General features: G+C 72.0%; 14 protein-coding genes. 13 read left to right on the top strand and 1 reads right to left on the bottom strand.

Going from position 1 to position 17,665, the window contains the following annotated elements; translation table 11 throughout:
• Positions 1-13 precede the first annotated feature (13 nt).
• The 7 genes from ssd (at position 14) to AB0435_RS15620 (ending at position 5,057) form a co-directional block, all read left to right on the top strand.
• Entirely contained in the window at positions 14-1,129 is a 1,116-nt protein-coding gene (gene ssd / locus AB0435_RS15650) for a septum site-determining protein Ssd (protein ID WP_366006800.1), read from the top strand.
• Positions 1,126-2,283, top strand: coding sequence for a TadA family conjugal transfer-associated ATPase (locus AB0435_RS15645; protein ID WP_366006799.1), 1,158 nt, complete (start codon positions 1,126-1,128; stop codon positions 2,281-2,283). Before ssd ends, AB0435_RS15645 begins: the two co-directional genes overlap by 4 nt.
• A gap of 62 nt (positions 2,284-2,345) precedes the next feature.
• Positions 2,346-3,215: a type II secretion system F family protein gene (locus AB0435_RS15640; RefSeq protein ID WP_366006806.1), complete on the top strand. Its 870-nt coding sequence runs from the start codon at positions 2,346-2,348 to the stop codon at positions 3,213-3,215.
• A gap of 32 nt (positions 3,216-3,247) precedes the next feature.
• Positions 3,248-4,123 carry a type II secretion system F family protein gene (locus AB0435_RS15635; protein WP_366006805.1) on the top strand — a complete coding sequence of 292 codons (876 nt, stop codon included), beginning with the start codon at positions 3,248-3,250 and terminating at the stop codon, positions 4,121-4,123.
• A gap of 32 nt (positions 4,124-4,155) precedes the next feature.
• Positions 4,156-4,386, top strand: a complete 231-nt coding sequence (locus tag AB0435_RS15630; protein ID WP_366006798.1) for a DUF4244 domain-containing protein — start codon at positions 4,156-4,158, stop codon at positions 4,384-4,386.
• Entirely contained in the window at positions 4,373-4,717 is a 345-nt protein-coding gene (locus AB0435_RS15625; RefSeq protein ID WP_366006797.1) for a TadE family type IV pilus minor pilin, read from the top strand. Before AB0435_RS15630 ends, AB0435_RS15625 begins: the two co-directional genes overlap by 14 nt.
• A 7-nt stretch (positions 4,718-4,724) precedes the next feature.
• Positions 4,725-5,057 carry an Rv3654c family TadE-like protein gene (locus AB0435_RS15620; protein ID WP_366006796.1) on the top strand — a complete coding sequence of 111 codons (333 nt, stop codon included), beginning with the start codon at positions 4,725-4,727 and terminating at the stop codon, positions 5,055-5,057.
• 487 nt (positions 5,058-5,544) lie between these two features.
• On the opposite strand, the gene AB0435_RS15615 is transcribed toward AB0435_RS15620, so the two are convergent.
• The gene (locus tag AB0435_RS15615) at positions 5,545-8,001 is read right to left on the bottom strand and encodes a DEAD/DEAH box helicase (RefSeq protein ID WP_366006795.1); all 2,457 of its coding nucleotides are present in this window, start codon (positions 7,999-8,001) and stop codon (positions 5,545-5,547) included.
• Positions 8,002-8,055: 54 nt separating this feature from the next.
• Here AB0435_RS15615 and bldG point away from each other — a divergent pair, with 54 nt between their 5' ends.
• The 6 genes from bldG (at position 8,056) to topA (ending at position 17,573) form a co-directional block, all read left to right on the top strand.
• Positions 8,056-8,397 carry an anti-sigma factor antagonist BldG gene (gene bldG / locus AB0435_RS15610; RefSeq protein WP_366006794.1) on the top strand — a complete coding sequence of 114 codons (342 nt, stop codon included), beginning with the start codon at positions 8,056-8,058 and terminating at the stop codon, positions 8,395-8,397.
• A 119-nt stretch (positions 8,398-8,516) separates the two neighbouring features.
• Positions 8,517-8,981: an ATP-binding protein gene (locus AB0435_RS15605; protein WP_366006793.1), complete on the top strand. Its 465-nt coding sequence runs from the start codon at positions 8,517-8,519 to the stop codon at positions 8,979-8,981.
• Between the two features lie 454 nt (positions 8,982-9,435).
• Positions 9,436-11,829 (top strand): sodium-translocating pyrophosphatase, encoded by a 2,394-nt coding sequence (locus AB0435_RS15600; RefSeq protein ID WP_366006792.1) that lies wholly within the window; start codon positions 9,436-9,438, stop codon positions 11,827-11,829.
• A 253-nt stretch (positions 11,830-12,082) separates the two neighbouring features.
• Positions 12,083-12,655: a small secreted protein gene (locus tag AB0435_RS15595; RefSeq protein WP_366006791.1), complete on the top strand. Its 573-nt coding sequence runs from the start codon at positions 12,083-12,085 to the stop codon at positions 12,653-12,655.
• A gap of 151 nt (positions 12,656-12,806) precedes the next feature.
• Positions 12,807-14,333: a methyltransferase gene (locus AB0435_RS15590; RefSeq protein ID WP_366006790.1), complete on the top strand. Its 1,527-nt coding sequence runs from the start codon at positions 12,807-12,809 to the stop codon at positions 14,331-14,333.
• Positions 14,334-14,705: 372 nt separating this feature from the next.
• Positions 14,706-17,573 (top strand): type I DNA topoisomerase, encoded by a 2,868-nt coding sequence (gene topA, locus AB0435_RS15585; RefSeq protein ID WP_366427213.1) that lies wholly within the window; start codon positions 14,706-14,708, stop codon positions 17,571-17,573.
• Positions 17,574-17,665 lie beyond the last annotated feature (92 nt).

Genomic DNA, 17,665 nt, shown 5'->3' with positions numbered 1-17,665 from the left:
CGGGGAGGACATCGTGGCCGGATCCAGTGCATCCGATTGGCCGCGCGCCGCCGAGGGCGGACGGGCCGGGCCCTTGATCGTCGCGGAGGACGAGGCGCTGCTCGACGACCTGCTGCGGCTGTGCGCCGCGGCGGGGGCGGTGCCCGAGGTGGCGCAGGGGATGCCCGCGCGCAGAGGTGTCTGGGAGCGGGCGCCGCTGGTCCTGGTCGGCGACGACTGCGCGAGCCGCCTCGGAAAGGCCGTCGCCGGGCCCCCGGGCGAGGGACTCGTGCTCGTCGGCAGGGACCCGGAGGACCCCGGCATCTGGCGGCGGGCCGTGGAGCTCGGGGCCGGCGGCGTGGCTTTGCTGCCGGAGAACGAGGCATGGCTGGTCGACCGCATCGCCGACGCCATGGAGGAGAAGGGGAAGCCCGCCCTGACCGTCGGGGTGATCGGCGGCCGGGGCGGCGCAGGAGCGAGCACGTTGGCCTGCGCGCTCGCCGTCGGCGCCGCCCGCTCGGGGCAGCGCACCATGCTCATCGACGCCGACCCGCTGGGCGGCGGCCTGGACGTGCTCTTCGGGGGTGAGAAAGCGGAAGGGCTCCGCTGGCCGGCCTTCGCCGACTCGCGGGGCCGGGTGGCGGGCCAGGCGCTGGAGGAGGCGCTGCCCGAGCTGCACTCACTGCGCCTGCTCAGCTGGGACAGGGGTACGTGCGCGAGCGTGCCGCCGGACGCGATGCGGGCCGTGCTCGGCGCGGCACGCAGGCGCGGCGGCGTGGTCGTCATCGATCTGCCGCGACGGCTCGACGATGCCGCTGTCGAGGCCCTCGGGCAGCTGGACATGGGGCTGTTGGTGGTGCCCGCGGAGCTGCGCGCCGTGGTGGCGGCGCAACGCGTCGCGTCCATGGTCAGGATGATGCTCGACGACCTGAGAGTGGTCGTGCGCGGCCCGTGCGGTGCCGGGCTCGACGGCGAGGAGATCGCCCGCCTCCTGGGCCTGCCGCTCGCCGGTGAGCTGCCCCTCGACCCCGGTCTGCCCGGCGTGTTGACCGCCGGTCGGCCGCCGGGCGCCGATCGCGGGCCGCTCGCCCGGTTCAGCGCGGAGTTCTGGGGCCGACTGGCGGCCGACGGCAGCGGGGTCCCGTCATGAGCGCCGAGCTGCTGGACGCCGTACGGCTGAGGCTCGCCGAGAGCGGTACGGAGCCGACGCCGGCCCGGGTGGCGGAGGCGCTGCGCAGCGAGGGGCGGCTGCTGGGGGACGCCGAAGTGCTCGGTGTCGTCAAACGGTTGAGATCCGAGCTGATCGGCGCCGGCCCGCTGGAGCGGCTGCTCGCCGAGCCCGACGTCACCGATGTGCTCGTGACCGCCCCCGATCAGGTGTGGGTCGACCGGGGCTCCGGCCTTGAGCGCACGGGGGTGACCTTTCCCGACGCGGCGGCGGTACGCCGGCTCGCGCAGCGGCTCGCCGCGATCGCCGGACGGCGGCTGGACGATGCCCGGCCGTGGGTGGACGCCCGGCTCCCCGACGGGACGCGGCTGCATGCCGTGCTGCCTCCGGTGGCGGTGGGCTCGACGTGCCTCTCGCTACGGGTGGTGCGGCCACGCGCCTTCACCCTGGACGACCTGGTGGCCGCGGGCACCGTTCCGCCGGGCGGGGAGCGGCTGTTGCGGGCGGTGCTGGAGGCGCGGCTCTCCTTCGTGATCAGTGGTGGAACGGGCAGTGGCAAGACGACCTTGCTGACGACCCTGTTGGGGCTGGTCGCCCCGGACGAGCGGATCGTGCTGGCGGAGGATTCCGCGGAGCTGCGGCCGGACCATCCACATGTAGTGCGACTGGAGACGAGACCCGCGAACCAGGAGGGAATCGGCCTGGTCACCCTGAGGGATCTGGTGCGCCAGGCACTGCGGATGCGGCCGGACCGGCTGGTGGTCGGTGAGGTTCGAGGGCCCGAAGTCACGGACCTGCTGGCGGCGTTGAACACGGGGCACGAGGGAGGGTGTGGCACGGTCCACGCGAATGCCGCAGCGGACGTGCCGGCTCGCTTGGAGGCCCTGGGATCCACGGCCGGTCTCGACCGGGCGGCGCTGCACAGTCAACTGGCGGCGGGGCTGGCCGTGGTGATCCATCTCGTCCGGACGCGAGGAGGGCTGCGGCGCATCGCCGAGGTGCATGTGCTGGACCGTGACGGGGCGGGGTTCGTGACGACCGTGCCGGCGGCCGTCCGTGGCCCGGAGGGCTTCGAGCGGGCCCGGGGCTGGGATCGGCTGGCGGAGCTGTGTGAGCGCGGGGGGTGCGCGCCATGACGGTCCACGCGGTGGCGCCCCACACCGTGCTCGGGCCGGTTGCGGCACTGGGGGCGCTGGTCATGGTCTGGTCGCTGACGAGGCCGGACCATGAAGTGCGGCGGGCCAGGCTGCTGTTCGCCGGTGGGGGCGTGGTCGGGCCGGCCGGGTTCGGGCTTCCCGACTGGGTCGAGGAATGGCGCGGCCGGCTGTGGCGGCTGGCGCGGGAGCGGCGCGAGCTCGTGTGCCTCCCGATCGGAGGCGTGGTGGCGCTGCTGGGGCAGTCGGTGTTGCCGCTGTTGGCCGCGGTGGCGGCCGTGCCGCTGGTGAGGCGGTGGCTCGGTGTGCGCCGGGCGCGGGAGGAGCGGGAGCGGCGGGAAGCAGCGGTGATCGAGCTCTGCGGCACCGTCGCGGGGGAGCTGCGGGCTGGTCGGCAGCCCGCCGAGGCCCTGTCGGTCGTCGGGGCAGGGGAGTTGGGGTCGGACTGGGCCGTGGTGCCAGCGGCGGCGCGATTCGGCGGCGACGTGCCGGAGGCGCTGCGAGCGGTGGGGCGGTTGCCGGGGGCCGAGGGGCTGCAGGGTGTGGCCGCCTGCTGGAAGGTCGCGGTCGACGGGGGCGCGGGGCTCGCCGCGGCGCTGGAGCGAGTGGCAGCTGCGTTGAGCGCGGAGCGCGATCAACGGGAGGAGCTGCACGCGCAGTTGGCGGGCACCCGGTCCACCGCTGTGATGCTCGCCGTGCTTCCGGTCATGGCCCTGCTGATGGGCAGCGCGCTCGGCGCAGCGCCGCTGCGGGTGCTGCTGCATACGCCGGTGGGGCTGGGTTGCCTGTGCCTCGGTGGGTTGTTGGAGGGTGCGGGGCTCGCCTGGACGGGACGGATCGTGCGCTCGGCGGTCGGGGCGCCAACGGTGGGAGCCGGTCCGATGCGGGGCTCGGAGCGGAGGGATGTCAGGTGAGCGGAAATGTTATCCACAGCCTGTGGACAGTGATGTTGCTCTGCGCCGCACTCGCGGGGGCGGCGGCTCTCGGGGCGGTCCGTGGGAGGCGGAGCGCGCGCAGGAGGGTCGCGTCCCTCTTCGGCCGGTGCGAGGCGGAGGCTAGTGGATGGGCGGGGATGTTGCTGCGGCTGCGGGCGGAGCGGCTCCCGGGGGTTCGCCGCTGGTTGCCGATGGTGGGGGCTGCTGCCGCCGGGCCCATCCTCGTCGGAGGAATCGCCGGGTGGGGGCTGGGACTCGCCGCCGTGTACGGCATGTGGAGGTTCCAGCGGCGAGCGGGCGGGGTCGGTGACGGCTCGGGTGGTGCCTTCTCGGCCATATCGGCTGGATCGGCCTCGGTGTCGGCATCCGCACCAACCGCATCACCAATCTCGGCTATCTCAACTGTCTCAACTACCTCGGCTGCGCCGAATGTGCCCGCCGCAGAAGTGGAAAAGCAGCTTCCACTTGCCGCGGATCTTTTGGCCGCGTGCCTCGCCGCTGGGGCGGGGCCGAGGGAGGCGGCGGAGGCGGTGGGCGCGTCCCTCGGCGGGCCGGTGGGGGAGGGATTGGCCCAGGCGGCCGCAGAAGTCCGGCTCGGGGGCGAGCCCGCCACGGCCTGGAGCCGGGTCGGGAGTCTCCCGCAAGCGCGAGCTCTGGCGAGCTGCCTGGAGCGTGCGCAGGCGACGGGGGTGCCCGCGGTGGAGTCCATGTCCCGGCTCGCGGGCCGCCTGCGCGCCGAGCGGAGCCGGGCGGCGGGCATACGGGCCCGGCGCGCGGGCGTGCTGGTGACGGCCCCGCTGGGGCTGTGCTTCCTGCCCGCGTTCCTGACGGTCGGCGTGGTGCCCGTGGTGATCGGGCTCGCGAGCGGCCTTCTGAAAGGCAATTGACGATGCGTGAGACAAGGGCGGGGGAAGTGGAAATGACAGCACTGACAATGTCGTGGCGGTCGAGGTTCCGCGCATGGCGGGAAGCGCGGGTGCGGGCGGGGTCCGGGGCGGGCGGGGAGGCCGGGATGTCCACGGCCGAGTACGCCATCGGCACCTTGGCGGCCTGTGCCCTGGCCGCCGTGCTCTACAAGGTGGTCACGAGCGGGGCGGTCAGCGCGGCCTTGCAGGGGCTGATCCAGAAGGCGCTCCATGCGCCGTTCTGACGGCGGCTATGTGACCGCGGAGGCCGCGCTGGCGCTGCCGGCTCTGATGCTCTTCGGCATGGCGCTGATCTGGGGGCTCATGGCCGCGTCCGCGCAGATCCAGTGCGTGGACGCGGCGCGGGCCGGGGCCCGGGCGGCGGCCCGGTCCGACCCGGCGTCGGTGGCGATCGCCACGGCCAGGGCGGCCGCGCCCGAGGGCGCGCGGGTGGCGCTGAGCAGGGAGGGCGACCTGGTCCGGGTGCGTGTGGACGCCCGGTCCGCCGGGCCAGGCCCCCTGGCGGTCCGGCTCGGGGGAGAGGCGGTGGCCCTTGCGGAAGAGACCGTGGGGTGACGGGGGCATGGCCACGGTGTGGGTTGCGCTGGCCGCCACGGCGTTCTGCGTGGTGTTCGCGGCGGTCCTGGCCATGGGGCGGGCGATCGAGGTCCGCCACCGGGCCGGAGGAGCGGCGGACCTGGCGGTGCTGGCGGCCGCAGATCACGCTCTCGAAGGCGAGCCGACGGCGTGCGGTCTCGCCCGGCGGGTGGCGGTGGCCCAGCACACGAGGGTGGTGCGCTGCGTTGTGAGCGGCGAGTTCGCCGAAGTCTCGGCCGAGGCGAGAGCGGGTCCGTACGCGGTGCGCGTCCGTTCACGAGCGGGCCCGGCGATGGGAGGTGGAGCTGCTTGGCCGTGAGCGGTGCGGTGTGGCCTGCGGGCGGCCGGGGCGAGCCCTGTGGCTGTGGCTGGTGGCCTGCGGCTTGGCGTGTGCGGTTCTGAGGTGTGTGCAGGGCGGTGCGGACGGTTCTGCGGCTCCGGCCCACTCTGAGCGCTCAAGGCCGTTTCTCGGTGGCCGGGCTGAGTTTGTGGGCGGGGCGGGCCGAATGGCGGCGGGCATGTGGCGGGCGGTGGTTGGCCGCAAGGCTGTCCTGCGGCTGCCGGCTCCGTCCTGGTCGGCCCGAGGCGCCGGATGAGCTTCCGGGTGTCCGGCGACGAGGCATGGAGGGCGCGTCCTGAGGTCGGCGAGGCAGTTCGCTCGGCGGTGCGCCGGAGGGCGGCTCCGTAGCGGTCGCGACGTCACTCAGGCCGTTCCACAGCTCCCGCCGTGCCCCACGGGCCAAGTTCCGGGGGCAAGGCCACCGGAGCGCGACTGAGGGCCCGTCAGGCGCTGTCAGGGGTCCTGATCAGGCCTCCTCCGATGGTTTCGGTGGGGCGCCTTTGAGGAGGTGGGTGAGGAGGCGGATGGCGGCCTTCTTGTCGAGGGGGTCGTTGCCGTTGCCGCACTTGGGGGACTGGACGCAGGAGGGGCAGCCGGATTCGCACTCGCAGGCTGCGATCGCCTCCCGGGTGGCGGTGAGCCACTCGGCGGCGGTGTGGAAGGCGCGCTCGGCGAAGCCGGCGCCGCCCGAGTGGCCGTCGTAGACGAAGACGGTGGGCAGGAGCGTGTCGGGGTGGAGGGGGACGGAGACGCCCCCGATGTCCCAGCGGTCGCAGGTGGCGAAGAGCGGCAGCATGCCGATGGAGGCGTGTTCCGCGGCGTGCAGGGCGCCGCCCAGGGCCTCGGGGTGGATGCGGGCGTCGTCGAGCTGGTCCTCGGTGACGGTCCACCACACGGCACGGGTGCGCAGGGTGCGGGGCGGCAGGTCCAGCTTGGACTCGCCGAGGACCTCGCCGGTGATGAGCCGGCGGCGGAGGAAGGAGACGACCTGATTGGTGACCTCGACAGAGCCGAAGCAGAGCCGTGCGTCCCCCCAGGGGACCTCGGCGCTGGTCTCCAGGACCGAGATGGTGGTGGTGTCGCGGGCGGTTGTCGAATAAGGCGGGTCGGCCTGCTCGACGAGGGCGACGGAGGAGTCCAGGTCGAGGTGGCGGACGAGATAGGTCCGGCCCTGGTGGAGGTGGACCGCGCCCTCGTGGACGGCGGCGTGCGCGGCGGCGGCGTCCACCGTGCCCAGCAGGCGCCCGGTGCCCTCCTCCACGACCTGGACGGGGCGGCCGCCCCCGCCCCGGATGTCGGTGAGGTCGGCGGCCCGCTCGCGGCGCGTCCAGTGCCAGGCGGCGGCGCGGCGGCGGAGCAGCTTGCGCCCTTCGAGCTGGGTGAGCAGACCGGGCGCCTCAGGTCCGAAGAGCGAGAGGTCGGCCTCGGTGAGCGGCAGCTCGGCCGCCGCCGCGCACAGATGGGGGGCGAGGACGTAAGGGTTGTCCGGGTCGAGGACGGTGGACTCCACCGGCTGCCGGAAGAGGGCCTCCGGGTGGTGGACGAGATAGGTGTCCAGGGGGTCGTCGCGGGCGACGAGGACGGCGAGGGCGCCCCGGCCCGTACGGCCCGCGCGGCCGGCCTGCTGCCACAGCGAGGCGCGGGTGCCGGGATAGCCGGAGAGCAGGATGGCGTCGAGACCGGCGACGTCGACGCCGAGTTCCAGGGCGGTGGTGGCCGAGAGGCCCAGCAGATCCCCGGAGTGCAGGGCGTGCTCGATCGCGCGGCGCTCCTCGGGGAGGTAGCCGCCCCGGTAGGCGGCGACGCGGGCGGGGAGGGAGCGGTCGACGGCGGCCAGGCGTTCCTGGGCGATGAGGGAGATGAGCTCGGCGCCGCGCCGCGAGCGGACGAACGCGACGGTGCGGACGCCCTGGACGACGAGGTCGGTGAGGAGGTCGGCAGTCTCCGCGGTGGCGGTGCGGCGGACGGGCGCGCCCTTCTCGCCGTGGAACTCGGTGAGCGGGGGCTCCCAGAGGGCGAAGACCAGTTCGCCGCGCGGGGAGGAGTCCTCGGTGATCTCCGCCACGGGCACCCCGGTGAGTCTGGACGCCGCGGTGGCCGGGTCCGAGGCGGTGGCGGAGGCGAGGAGGAAGACGGGATACGAGCCGTAGCGGGCGCAGACACGCCGGAGCCGGCGCAGCACCTGGGCGACGTGCGAGCCGAAGACGCCGCGATAGGTGTGGCACTCGTCGACGACGACGTAGCGCAGGGCGCGCAGGAAGGAGGACCACCTGGGGTGGGCGGGCAGGATCGAGCGGTGGAGCATGTCGGGGTTGGTGAGCGCGTAATTGGCGTACTGCCGCACCCACTCCCGTTCCTCCACGGGGGTGTCGCCGTCGTAGACCGCGGGGCGGACGCTCCTGCCCAGGGGCTCGGCCAGGGCCCGTACGGCGCGCCGCTGGTCGGCGGCGAGGGCCTTGGTGGGGGCGAGGTAGAGGGCGGTCGCGCCGCGGCCGTTCGGGGCCTCCGCCCCGTCCAGCAGGGCGCTCAGCACGGGGGCCAGATAGGCGAGGGACTTGCCGGAGGCCGTTCCGGTGGCCACCACCACCGACTCGCCGCGCAGGGCGTGCTCGGCCGTGAGAGCCTGGTGAGCCCAAGGGCGCTCGATGCCGGCCAGCCGGATGGCATCGACCACTTCCGGCCGGATCTTCTCAGGCCAGGGGGCATGACGTCCCGGACGCGGGGGCAAGTGCTCCGTATGAGTGATGCGCGCAGCCCGGTCGGCCCCGGCGGTCAGCCTGTCGAGGACCGTCCGGGGAGCGGGGTGTACGCCCGCCTCCGGCGGGAGTTGATCGTTGGCCATTGACACCGAGTGTGTCACTGGCGTGGCGGACAATGGCGCCAAGGCGTCGTGCACGCCTGCCGGTAAGTGATTGAATGCCATCGCGGCTGCCGATCCATGGGGGGCGACCGCTCGATGCAAGGTGCTGGAGGATCCGTGGACCTGTCCCTGTCGACCGAGACCGTAGGCGACCGTACGGTTGTCCGGGTCGGTGGCGAGATTGATGTGTACACCGCGCCCAAGCTGCGTGAGCAGTTGGTCGAGCTTGTCAACGACGGCAGCTATCACCTCGTCGTGGACATGGAGGGCGTCGACTTCCTCGACTCCACCGGGCTCGGCGTGCTGGTCGGCGGCCTCAAGCGGGTGCGAGCCCACGAGGGCTCGCTGCGCCTGGTCTGCAACCAGGAGCGCATTCTGAAGATTTTCCGTATCACCGGCCTCACCAAGGTGTTCCCGATTCACACCTCGGTTCAGGACGCGGTGTCGGCGACCGACTGACGGTCGTCGCAGGAAGACTGCGACGCGGGGGGATCCGGGCCTGAGGGGCCCGGCCCTCCCCGCGAGTCCGCCCTTTTCCGGAAGAGGGGAAGGGGGCACGTACGACTGAGGGGGATGGCATGGCCACCGTCGAACTGCTCTTCAGTGCCCTTCCCGAGCATGTCCGGACCGCTCGTCTGGTGGCGGCCGCGGTGGCGCGCCGGGCCGGAGTCGATGAGGCCGTGCTGGACGAGCTCCGTCTCGCCGTGGGCGAGGCGTGCTCCCGCGCGGTCGGGCTGCACCTCAACAACGGCGTGACCAGCCCCGTCCGGGTCGTGCTGATCGAGGACGAGAAGAAGTTCTCCATCGAGGTCGGGGACGACGCTCCCAGGCCGCCCGTCGCCGCGAGCGCGGCCGCGCGGGGCGCCGGCGGCACCTCGGGCGCGCCCGTGCCCGCCCAGGACGACGGCGGGGCCGACGGCGAGGACGATATGGGCCTGGCCGTCATCAGCGGTCTGGTCGACGACGTCGAGGTGACCGCCGACGACAGCGGCGGCCTGATCCGCATGAGCTGGCCGACGACGTCGGCGCACGTTCTGTCGTAGCCCACTGTCACCGTGATGCCGTAGCGGACGGTTCCGAATCCGGCGTAACCGCCAGGGGGCCGGTGAGGCACCCCGCTTCGGCGTGCGATCGCTTCCGAGCAGGGCCGGAGCGCCTGCCGGGCCGGTCCCGGGCCCCGGCGTCGAGGGATGGATTTCCGCCGTGCGGCATGAGCCGCGGGTCTATTTCCGATCCCTTTCCGATCTCCCCGCGGCGATCTTTCCTTTACGGATCTCCGTCCGAGCATTCGGGATCTTTCCTGCCGAGATCCTTTGCTGCGCGGTCATTCACTCGATCTTCACGGCGGTAAGGCCGGTTCCGTTTGCCGCGCTCTGTTTTGATCTCGGCATGCTCCCTACAATCCGTCCATCTTGAGCTCAGTACGCCTGAGCGTGGCGGCTGTTCCGCGTTCGCGGTGCTGTCGCGCGCCCATGTGCCAAACGTCAAGGAGGACGAATGGCGGGGCCTCTTACCCCTGAACAGGTGGACTTCACTCAGAATCTCGCGGCCGAGCTGACCCGGGGCAACCGCACGCTGGTGCTGGTGATCGGCGCCGTGGCGCTGGCCGCGCTCGGGGTGGCCGTGGTGCTCGTACGGCAGGTCCTCGCGGCGCGTGAGGGTACCGACAGCATGAGAAAGATCGCCGCGGCGGTGCAGGAAGGCGCGAATGCCTATCTCGCCCGCCAGTTGCGCACCCTCGGCATTTTCGCCGTGGCCGTGTTCTTCCTGCTCATGCTCCTGCCGGCGGACAACTGGTCGCAGCGTGCCGGGCGTTCGGCCTTTTTCCTGGTCGGCGCTCTCTTCTCCGCGGCCACCGGCTATATCGGCATGTGGCTCGCGGTGCGCAGCAATGTGCGGGTCGCCGCCGCCGCGCGGGAGGCCACGCCTGCCGAGGGCGAGCCCGAAAAGGATCTGACGGCTGTTTCGCACAAGGCCATGAAGATCGCTTTCCGCACCGGCGGGGTCGTCGGCATGTGCACGGTCGGGCTGGGCCTCCTGGGCGCCTCGTGCGTGGTGTTGGCGTACAAGTCGGACGCGCCCAAGGTGCTGGAGGGCTTCGGTTTCGGCGCGGCGCTGCTCGCGATGTTCATGAGGGTCGGCGGTGGCATCTTCACCAAGGCCGCCGACGTCGGCGCCGACCTGGTCGGCAAGGTGGAAAAGGGCATTCCGGAGGACGATCCGCGCAATGCCGCCACCATCGCCGACAATGTGGGCGACAACGTCGGCGACTGCGCGGGCATGGCCGCCGACCTCTTCGAGTCCTACGCCGTGACGCTGGTCGCCGCGTTGATCCTCGGCAAGGCGGCGTTCGGCGACGCGGGCCTCGCCTTTCCGCTGCTCGTCCCCGCCATCGGGGTCCTCACCGCGATGATCGGCATCTTCGCCGTGGCGCCGCGGCGCTCCGACCGCAGCGGGATGACCGCGATCAACCGCGGCTTCTTCATCTCGGCGATCGTCTCCCTGGTGCTGGTCACGGTGGCGGTGTTCGTCTATCTGCCGTCCAGTTACGCGGACTTGAAGGGCATCGGCGACGCCGCCATCAACGGGCACAAGGGGGACCCGCGGGTGCTGGCCCTGGTGGCGGTGGCCATCGGCATCGTCCTCGCCGCGCTGATCCAGCAACTCACGGGCTATTTCACGGAGACGAGCCGCAGGCCCGTACGCGACATCGGCAAGAGCTCGCTGACCGGCCCCGCGACGGTGGTGCTCGCCGGCATCTCCATCGGCCTGGAATCCGCGGTCTATTCGGCGGTGCTCATCGGGCTCGCCGTCTACGGCGCGTTCCTGCTGGGCGGTACCTCGATCATGCTCGCGCTGTTCGCCGTCGCCCTCGCGGGCACGGGTCTGCTCACCACCGTCGGCGTCATCGTCGCCATGGACACCTTCGGCCCGGTCTCCGACAACGCCCAGGGCATCGCCGAGATGTCCGGGGACGTCGAGGGCGCGGGCGCGCAGGTGCTCACCGACCTCGACGCCGTGGGCAACACCACGAAGGCGATCACCAAGGGCATCGCCATCGCCACGGCGGTGCTCGCGGCGTCGGCGCTCTTCGGTTCGTACCGCGACGCCATCGCCACGGCGGTCGACGACGTCCACGCGAAGTCCACGGAGATGAACCTGAGTCTGGACATCTCGCAGCCCAACAACCTCGTGGGCCTGGTGCTGGGCGCCGCGGTCGTCTTCCTCTTCTCGGGGCTCGCCATCAACGCCGTGTCGCGGTCGGCGGGCTCGGTGGTCTACGAGGTGCGGCGGCAGTTCCGCGAGCACCCCGGGATCATGGACTACTCCGAGAAGCCCGAGTACGGGCGCGTCGTGGACATCTGCACCAAGGACGCGCTGCGCGAACTCGCCACGCCAGGGCTGCTGGCCGTCCTGGCGCCGATCGCGGTGGGCTTCTCGCTCGGGGTCGGCGCGCTCGGTTCGTACCTCGCGGGCGCCATCGGCACCGGCACGCTGATGGCCGTCTTCCTGGCCAACTCCGGCGGCGCCTGGGACAACGCCAAGAAGCTGGTCGAGGACGGCCACCACGGCGGCAAGGGCAGTGAGGCGCATGCCGCGACGGTCATCGGCGACACGGTCGGAGACCCCTTCAAGGACACGGCCGGGCCCGCGATCAACCCGCTGCTGAAGGTGATGAACCTGGTGGCGCTGCTGATCGCTCCGGCGGTGGTCAAGTTCTCCTTCGGGGCCGACGCCAACAAGGGGTTGCGGATCGGCGTCGCGGTGCTGGCCATCGTGGTCATCGTCGGTGCCGTCTACGTCTCCAAGCGGCGCGGCGTCGCCATGGACGGCGACGACGGCGAGGCGGAGCGCGCGGCGCACCCCGCGGATCCGGCGGTGGTCTCCTGACGGACCGACACCTACGGGCCGACGGGCCCCGGGGCGGGCGGACGGTGTGCGAAGGCGCGCCGTCCGCCCGTGCGCCGTGGGTCTCCGCCGCGCCGCGCACGGGGGCCCGGGTGAGTGGATCAAGGTGCGGCGAACGCCACGGCGTTCTTGGTGCAAATGGCTTCAAAAGGGGGCGTACAGGGCGCCTGGCTCGGAGATGGCACCGCCTGGACGTGTAAGTTCCGGGGCCGGAGCCATCGAAGGGACCAATCCGGTGAACAAGAAGCTTGTCGCTGCACTGTCCGGCGGTGCGGCACTCGTCCTGGCGCTGACCGGCTGCGGCGGGGGCGGCGGGGGCAACAAGAAGCTCGACGACTGGGCCAAGAAGGTCTGCGACCAGATGCAGCCCCAGGTCAAGAAGATCCAGGACGCCAACCACTCGATCGCCGGCGTCCAGACCGAAGAGGACTCCAAGAAGGTCCAGCAGACCGACTCCGCGGCCTTCCAGGCCAACGCCGACGCGTACAAGGCGCTGGCCGGCGGTGTGGACAACGCGGGAGCGCCGCCGGTGAAGGAAGGCGAGAGCAGCCAGAAGAACGCCGTCAAGGCGCTCAACGACCTCTCCGCGGCGTACGCCGGTCTGAAGAAGCGGATGGACGGGCTGGACACCGGGGACAAGGCGAAGTTCGCCGAGGGGCTCAAGGGAATCGGTGGGGACATCGGGAAGCTGAGCAGCCAGAGTGACGACGCGCTGAAGAAGCTTCAGTCGGGGGACGTGGGCAAGTCGATGGCCAAGCAGCCCGGGTGCCAGAAGACGTCCGTGTCGTCCTCGGCCAGCACGAAGTGATCGGTACGAAGTGATCCGCACGACGTGATCGGCATGAAGCGATCGGCATGAAGTCATGAAGCAGTGAGCCACGCGGGTGGGGTGGGCCGGGGAAACGGAAGAACCCGGCCCGCCCCACCCGTTTGTCGGTGGCGCACCCGACAATGGGGGCGTGAGTACGCTCCTTCCCTTCGCCGACCCCGCCCGCACCGACCGGCTGCGTGGCGCCCTGCTCTCCGCGGCCTTCACCGCCGACGGTCTCCTCGACCTGCTGGGAGCCCCCGCCTACGCCGCTCTCGCGCGCAGCGAGACCGTGCCCGCGCTGCGTGCCACGCGGGGGGACGGGCCGCTGGAGACGCTGGTCCGGCTCTTCCTCCTGCAGCGCCCCGCCGCGTACGGGCGTGCCGCCGCCGCGCTGCCCGTGGACGACTGCCTGGCCGACGGCTGGCTCGTGCGCGACGGCGACGAGGTGCGGGCGACCGTCGACGTGCGCCCCTACGGCGGCCCCGAGGGGCAGGACTGGTGGATCGTCTCCGACCTGGGCTGTGCCGTCGGCGGTGCTGGCGGGATCGCGCAGGGGTCCGCCGGTCCGGCCGGGGTGGACCGCTCGGAGCTCGTCCTCGGTGTCGGCGGCGCGTCCACCACGCTCGCCGGGATCACCGTGCGCACGCCCGTGGCGAGCGCTCTGGACCTCGGCACCGGTTCCGGCATCCAGGCGCTGCACGCCGCCCAGCACGCCACCAAGGTCACCGCGACCGACCTCAACCCGCGGGCGCTGCACTTCGCCCGGCTCACTCTCGCCCTGTCCGGCGCGCCCGAGGCCGATCTGCGCGAGGGCTCGCTGTTCGAGCCGGTCGCCCACGACACGTACGACCTGATCGTCTCCAACCCCCCGTTCGTCATCTCCCCGGGCGCCCGGCTCACCTATCGCGACGGCGGGATGGGCGGCGACGACCTCTGCCGCACGCTCGTGCAGCAGGCGGGGGAGCGGCTCAACGACGGCGGTCACTGCCAGCTGCTCGCCAACTGGCAGCACGTCGAGGGCGAGGACTGGCGCGACCGGCTGTCGTCCTGGGTGCCGCGCGGCTGCGACGCCTGGATCGTCCAGCGCGAGGTGCAGGACGTCGCACAGTACGCCGAGCTGTGGCTGCGGGACGGCGGTGACCACCGCTCCGCCCCCGAGGCCTACGCGGCGCGCTACGACGCGTGGCTGGACGAATTCGCGGCCCGCGGGACCAAGGCCGTCGGATTTGGCTGGATCACGCTGCGCAAAACGGGCTCCGAGCGGCCTTCCGTCATGGCGGAGGAGTGGCCGCACCCGGTTGAGCAGCCGCTCGGTGCATCCGTTCGGGCCCATTTCGAGCGACAGGACTTCCTGCGTTCGCATGACGACGCGGCGCTGCTCGCCGCCCGCTTCCGGCTGGCCGACGAGGTCGTCCAGGAGCAGGTCGGGATGCCCGGGGCGGAGGATCCGGAGCACGTCGTCCTCCGGCAGAACCGCGGAATGCGGCGGGCGACCAAGGTCGACACGGTCGGCGCGGGCTTCGCCGGGGTGTGTGACGGCTCTCTCAGCGCGGGACGGATTCTGGACGCGATCGCACAGCTCGTCGGGGAGGACGCGGTGTCGCTGCGCGACCGCACGCCGGAGTCGATCCGGCTGCTCGTGGAGCAGGGATTCCTGGTTCCCGTAGAAAGCTGAGAACACCGTTCGGAGGGGTCGGGTTCACGTCACGTTCGCGTGGGCATCGTCTTCTGGGACCGCAGGTGGCAGGGCTGCCACCTGCGATTCCTCGTGCGGTCGCGTGTGACGGGCCGTCCTGGTGCCCCGGGGCCCCGGCCCTCGTCGGCCGGGAGCCCGCCGGGGATGCCCCCGGGACACCCCCCGGTGGGGTCCGGCCGGCGGTTCACCCCCGTGGTGTGCCGGTCCGGGCGGCAGACAGGACGCTTGTCGGGTTACCGTTCGAGTGGCGTTGCGGGCTTTTTCCGTTTGACACGGGGGCGGGATGTACCGTCACACTCCGCAGCGTCACCGCAGCGCCTACACCGAGTGCCGACCGGAAGAAGAGCGAAGTTGTCCCCGACCAGCGAGACCGCACAGGGCGGCCGCCGACTCGTCATCGTCGAGTCGCCTGCCAAGGCGAAGACGATCAAGGGCTACCTCGGCCCCGGATACGTCGTCGAGGCGAGCGTCGGGCACATCCGTGACCTGCCGAACGGGGCCGCCGAGGTCCCGGCCAAGTACAAGGGCGAGCCGTGGGCCCGGCTCGGCGTGAACGTCGACGCCGACTTCCAGCCCATCTATGTCGTCAACCACGACAAGAAGGACCAGGTCAAGAAGCTCAAGGAGCTGCTGGCCGACTCCGACGAGCTCTTCCTCGCCACCGATGAGGACCGCGAGGGCGAGGCCATCGCCTGGCACCTCCAGGAAGTCCTCAAGCCCAAGGTCCCCGTCCGCCGGATGGTCTTCCACGAGATCACCAAGGACGCGATCCGCGAGGCCGTCGCCAATCCGCGCGAGCTGAACAAGAAGCTCGTCGACGCCCAGGAGACCCGCCGCATCCTCGACCGCCTCTACGGCTACGAGGTCTCGCCGGTCCTGTGGAAGAAGGTCATGCCGCGGCTCTCGGCCGGCCGTGTGCAGTCCGTCGCCACCCGTCTCGTCGTCGAGCGCGAGCGCGAGCGCATCGCCTTCCGCTCCGCCGAGTACTGGGACCTCACCGGCACCTTCGCCACCGGGCGCGGCGGCGACGCCAGTGACCCGGGCAGCATCGCCGCGCGGCTGACCGCCGTCGACGGCCGCCGCGTCGCGCAGGGCCGTGACTTCGGCTCGACCGGCCGGCTCAAGGACGGCTCGCCGGTCCTGCACCTGGACGAGGCCAACGCCCGCGCGCTGGCCGCGGCCCTCGCGGACTCCGCGTTCTCCGTGCGGTCCGTCGAGTCCAAGCCGTACCGCCGCTCGCCGTACGCGCCGTTCCGCACGACCACCCTCCAGCAGGAGGCGTCGCGCAAGCTCGGCTTCGGCGCGAAGGCCACCATGCAGGTGGCACAGAAGCTGTACGAGAACGGCTTCATCACCTATATGCGTACGGACTCCACCACGCTGTCCGACACCGCGGTCTCCGCGGCCCGGGCGCAGGTGACCCAGCTGTACGGCGCCGACTATCTGCCGGAGAAGCCGCGCACGTACGCAGGCAAGGTCAAGAACGCGCAGGAGGCGCACGAGGCGATCCGGCCTTCGGGTGATCGTTTCCGCACGCCCGCCGAGACCGGCCTGACCGGCGACCAGTTCCGCCTCTACGAGCTCATCTGGAAGCGGACCGTCGCCTCCCAGATGAAGGACGCGACCGGCAACTCCGTCACCGTCAAGATCGGCGGCCGGGCGAGTGACGGCCGTGACGCCGAGTTCAGCGCGTCCGGCAAGACGATCACCTTCCACGGCTTCATGAAGGCGTACGTCGAGGGCGCCGACGACCCGAACGCCGAGCTCGACGACCGCGAGCGGCGTCTCCCGCAGGTCACCGAGGGCGACGCGCTGACGGCCGGGGAGATCACCGCCGACGGCCACGCCACCAAGCCCCCGGCGCGCTACACCGAGGCCTCGCTGGTCAAGGAGCTGGAGGAGCGGGAGATCGGCCGCCCGTCGACGTACGCGTCGATCATCGGCACCATCCTCGACCGCGGCTACGTCTTCAAGAAGGGCACGGCCCTGGTGCCGTCCTTCCTGTCCTTCGCCGTCGTGAACCTCCTGGAGAAGCACTTCGGCCGGCTCGTCGACTACGACTTCACCGCCTCCATGGAGGAGGACCTCGACCGCATCGCGCGCGGCGAGGCCCAGGCCGTGCCGTGGCTGCGCCGCTTCTACTTCGGTTCGGCGGACGGCCCCGAAGGCTCCGCCGCCGACGCGGGCAACGGCGACGGCGACCACCTCGGCGGCCTCAAGGAGCTCGTCACCGACCTGGGCGCGATCGACGCCCGCGAGGTCTCCTCGTTCCCGGTCGGCGAGGGCATCGTGCTGCGCGTCGGCCGCTACGGCCCGTACGTCGAGCGCGGCGAGAAGGACTCCGAGGGCCACCAGCGCGCCGACGTGCCGGACGACCTGGCGCCCGACGAGCTGACCGTCGCCTACGCCGAGGAGCTGCTCGCCAAGCCGAGCGGCGACTTCGAGCTGGGCCAGGACCCGGAGAGCGGCAACCAGATCGTCGCCAAGGACGGCCGCTACGGCCCGTACGTCACCGAGATCCTGCCCGAGGGCACGCCCAAGACCGGCAAGAACGCCGTGAAGCCGCGGACCGCCTCGCTCTTCAAGACCATGTCTCTCGACACGGTCACCCTTGAGGACGCGCTCAAGCTGATGTCGCTGCCGCGCGTCGTCGGCAAGGACGCGGAGGGCGTGGAGATCACCGCGCAGAACGGCCGCTACGGCCCGTATCTGAAGAAGGGCACCGACTCGCGCTCCCTGGAGACCGAGGACCAGCTCTTCACGATCACGCTCGACGAGGCCCTCGCGATCTACGCCCAGCCCAAGCAGCGCGGCCGCGCCGCCGCCAAGCCGCCGCTGAAGGAGCTCGGCACGGACCCGGTCAGCGAGCGCCCGGTCGTGGTCAAGGACGGCCGGTTCGGCCCGTACGTGACCGACGGCGAGACCAACGCGACGCTGCGCCGTGACGACGACGTCGAGACGATCACGCCGGAGCGGGGCTACGAGCTGCTCGCCGAGAAGCGGGCGAAGGGGCCGGCGAAGAAGACGGCCAAGAAGGCGCCCGCGAAGAAGGCGACGGCGAAGAAGACGGCCGCCAAGACGACGGCTGCCGCCAAGAAGACGACGGCTACCGCCAAGAAGACCGCGGCGAAGAAGACGACGGCTGCCGCGAAGAAGACCACGGCGGCGAAGAAGACTGCTGCCAAGAAGACGGCGGCGTCCAAGGCTGCGGCGGAGTAGGGGGCGGAGTAGGGGCTGGGCGGGGTTTTTCCCCAGTCCCGCCCCTTCCCGAAACTGGGGCTTCGCCCCAGACCCCGCAACACGCTTCGCGC

Source organism: Streptomyces sp. NPDC051173, from assembly GCF_040689515.1.
GTDB lineage: Bacteria > Actinomycetota > Actinomycetes > Streptomycetales > Streptomycetaceae > Streptomyces.
The sequence above is the reverse complement of the archived record's forward strand: the minus strand, read 5'-3'. Positions and strand labels throughout refer to the sequence as shown.

Excerpts from the sequence above, each read along its gene's own strand:
- AB0435_RS15625 (WP_366006797.1), top strand. The coding sequence starts at position 4,373 with ATGCGCCGTTCTGACGGCGGCTATGTGACCGCGGAGGCCGCGCTGGCG.
- AB0435_RS15645 (WP_366006799.1), top strand. The coding sequence starts at position 1,126 with ATGAGCGCCGAGCTGCTGGACGCCGTACGGCTGAGGCTCGCCGAGAGC.
- AB0435_RS15640 (WP_366006806.1), top strand. The coding sequence starts at position 2,346 with ATGGTCTGGTCGCTGACGAGGCCGGACCATGAAGTGCGGCGGGCCAGG.
- AB0435_RS15620 (WP_366006796.1), top strand. The coding sequence starts at position 4,725 with ATGGCCACGGTGTGGGTTGCGCTGGCCGCCACGGCGTTCTGCGTGGTG.
- AB0435_RS15635 (WP_366006805.1), top strand. The coding sequence starts at position 3,248 with ATGTTGCTCTGCGCCGCACTCGCGGGGGCGGCGGCTCTCGGGGCGGTC.
- AB0435_RS15605 (WP_366006793.1), top strand. The coding sequence starts at position 8,517 with ATGGCCACCGTCGAACTGCTCTTCAGTGCCCTTCCCGAGCATGTCCGG.
- AB0435_RS15630 (WP_366006798.1), top strand. The coding sequence starts at position 4,156 with ATGACAGCACTGACAATGTCGTGGCGGTCGAGGTTCCGCGCATGGCGG.
- AB0435_RS15615 (WP_366006795.1), bottom strand. The coding sequence starts at position 8,001 with ATGGCATTCAATCACTTACCGGCAGGCGTGCACGACGCCTTGGCGCCA.
- AB0435_RS15600 (WP_366006792.1), top strand. The coding sequence starts at position 9,436 with ATGGCGGGGCCTCTTACCCCTGAACAGGTGGACTTCACTCAGAATCTC.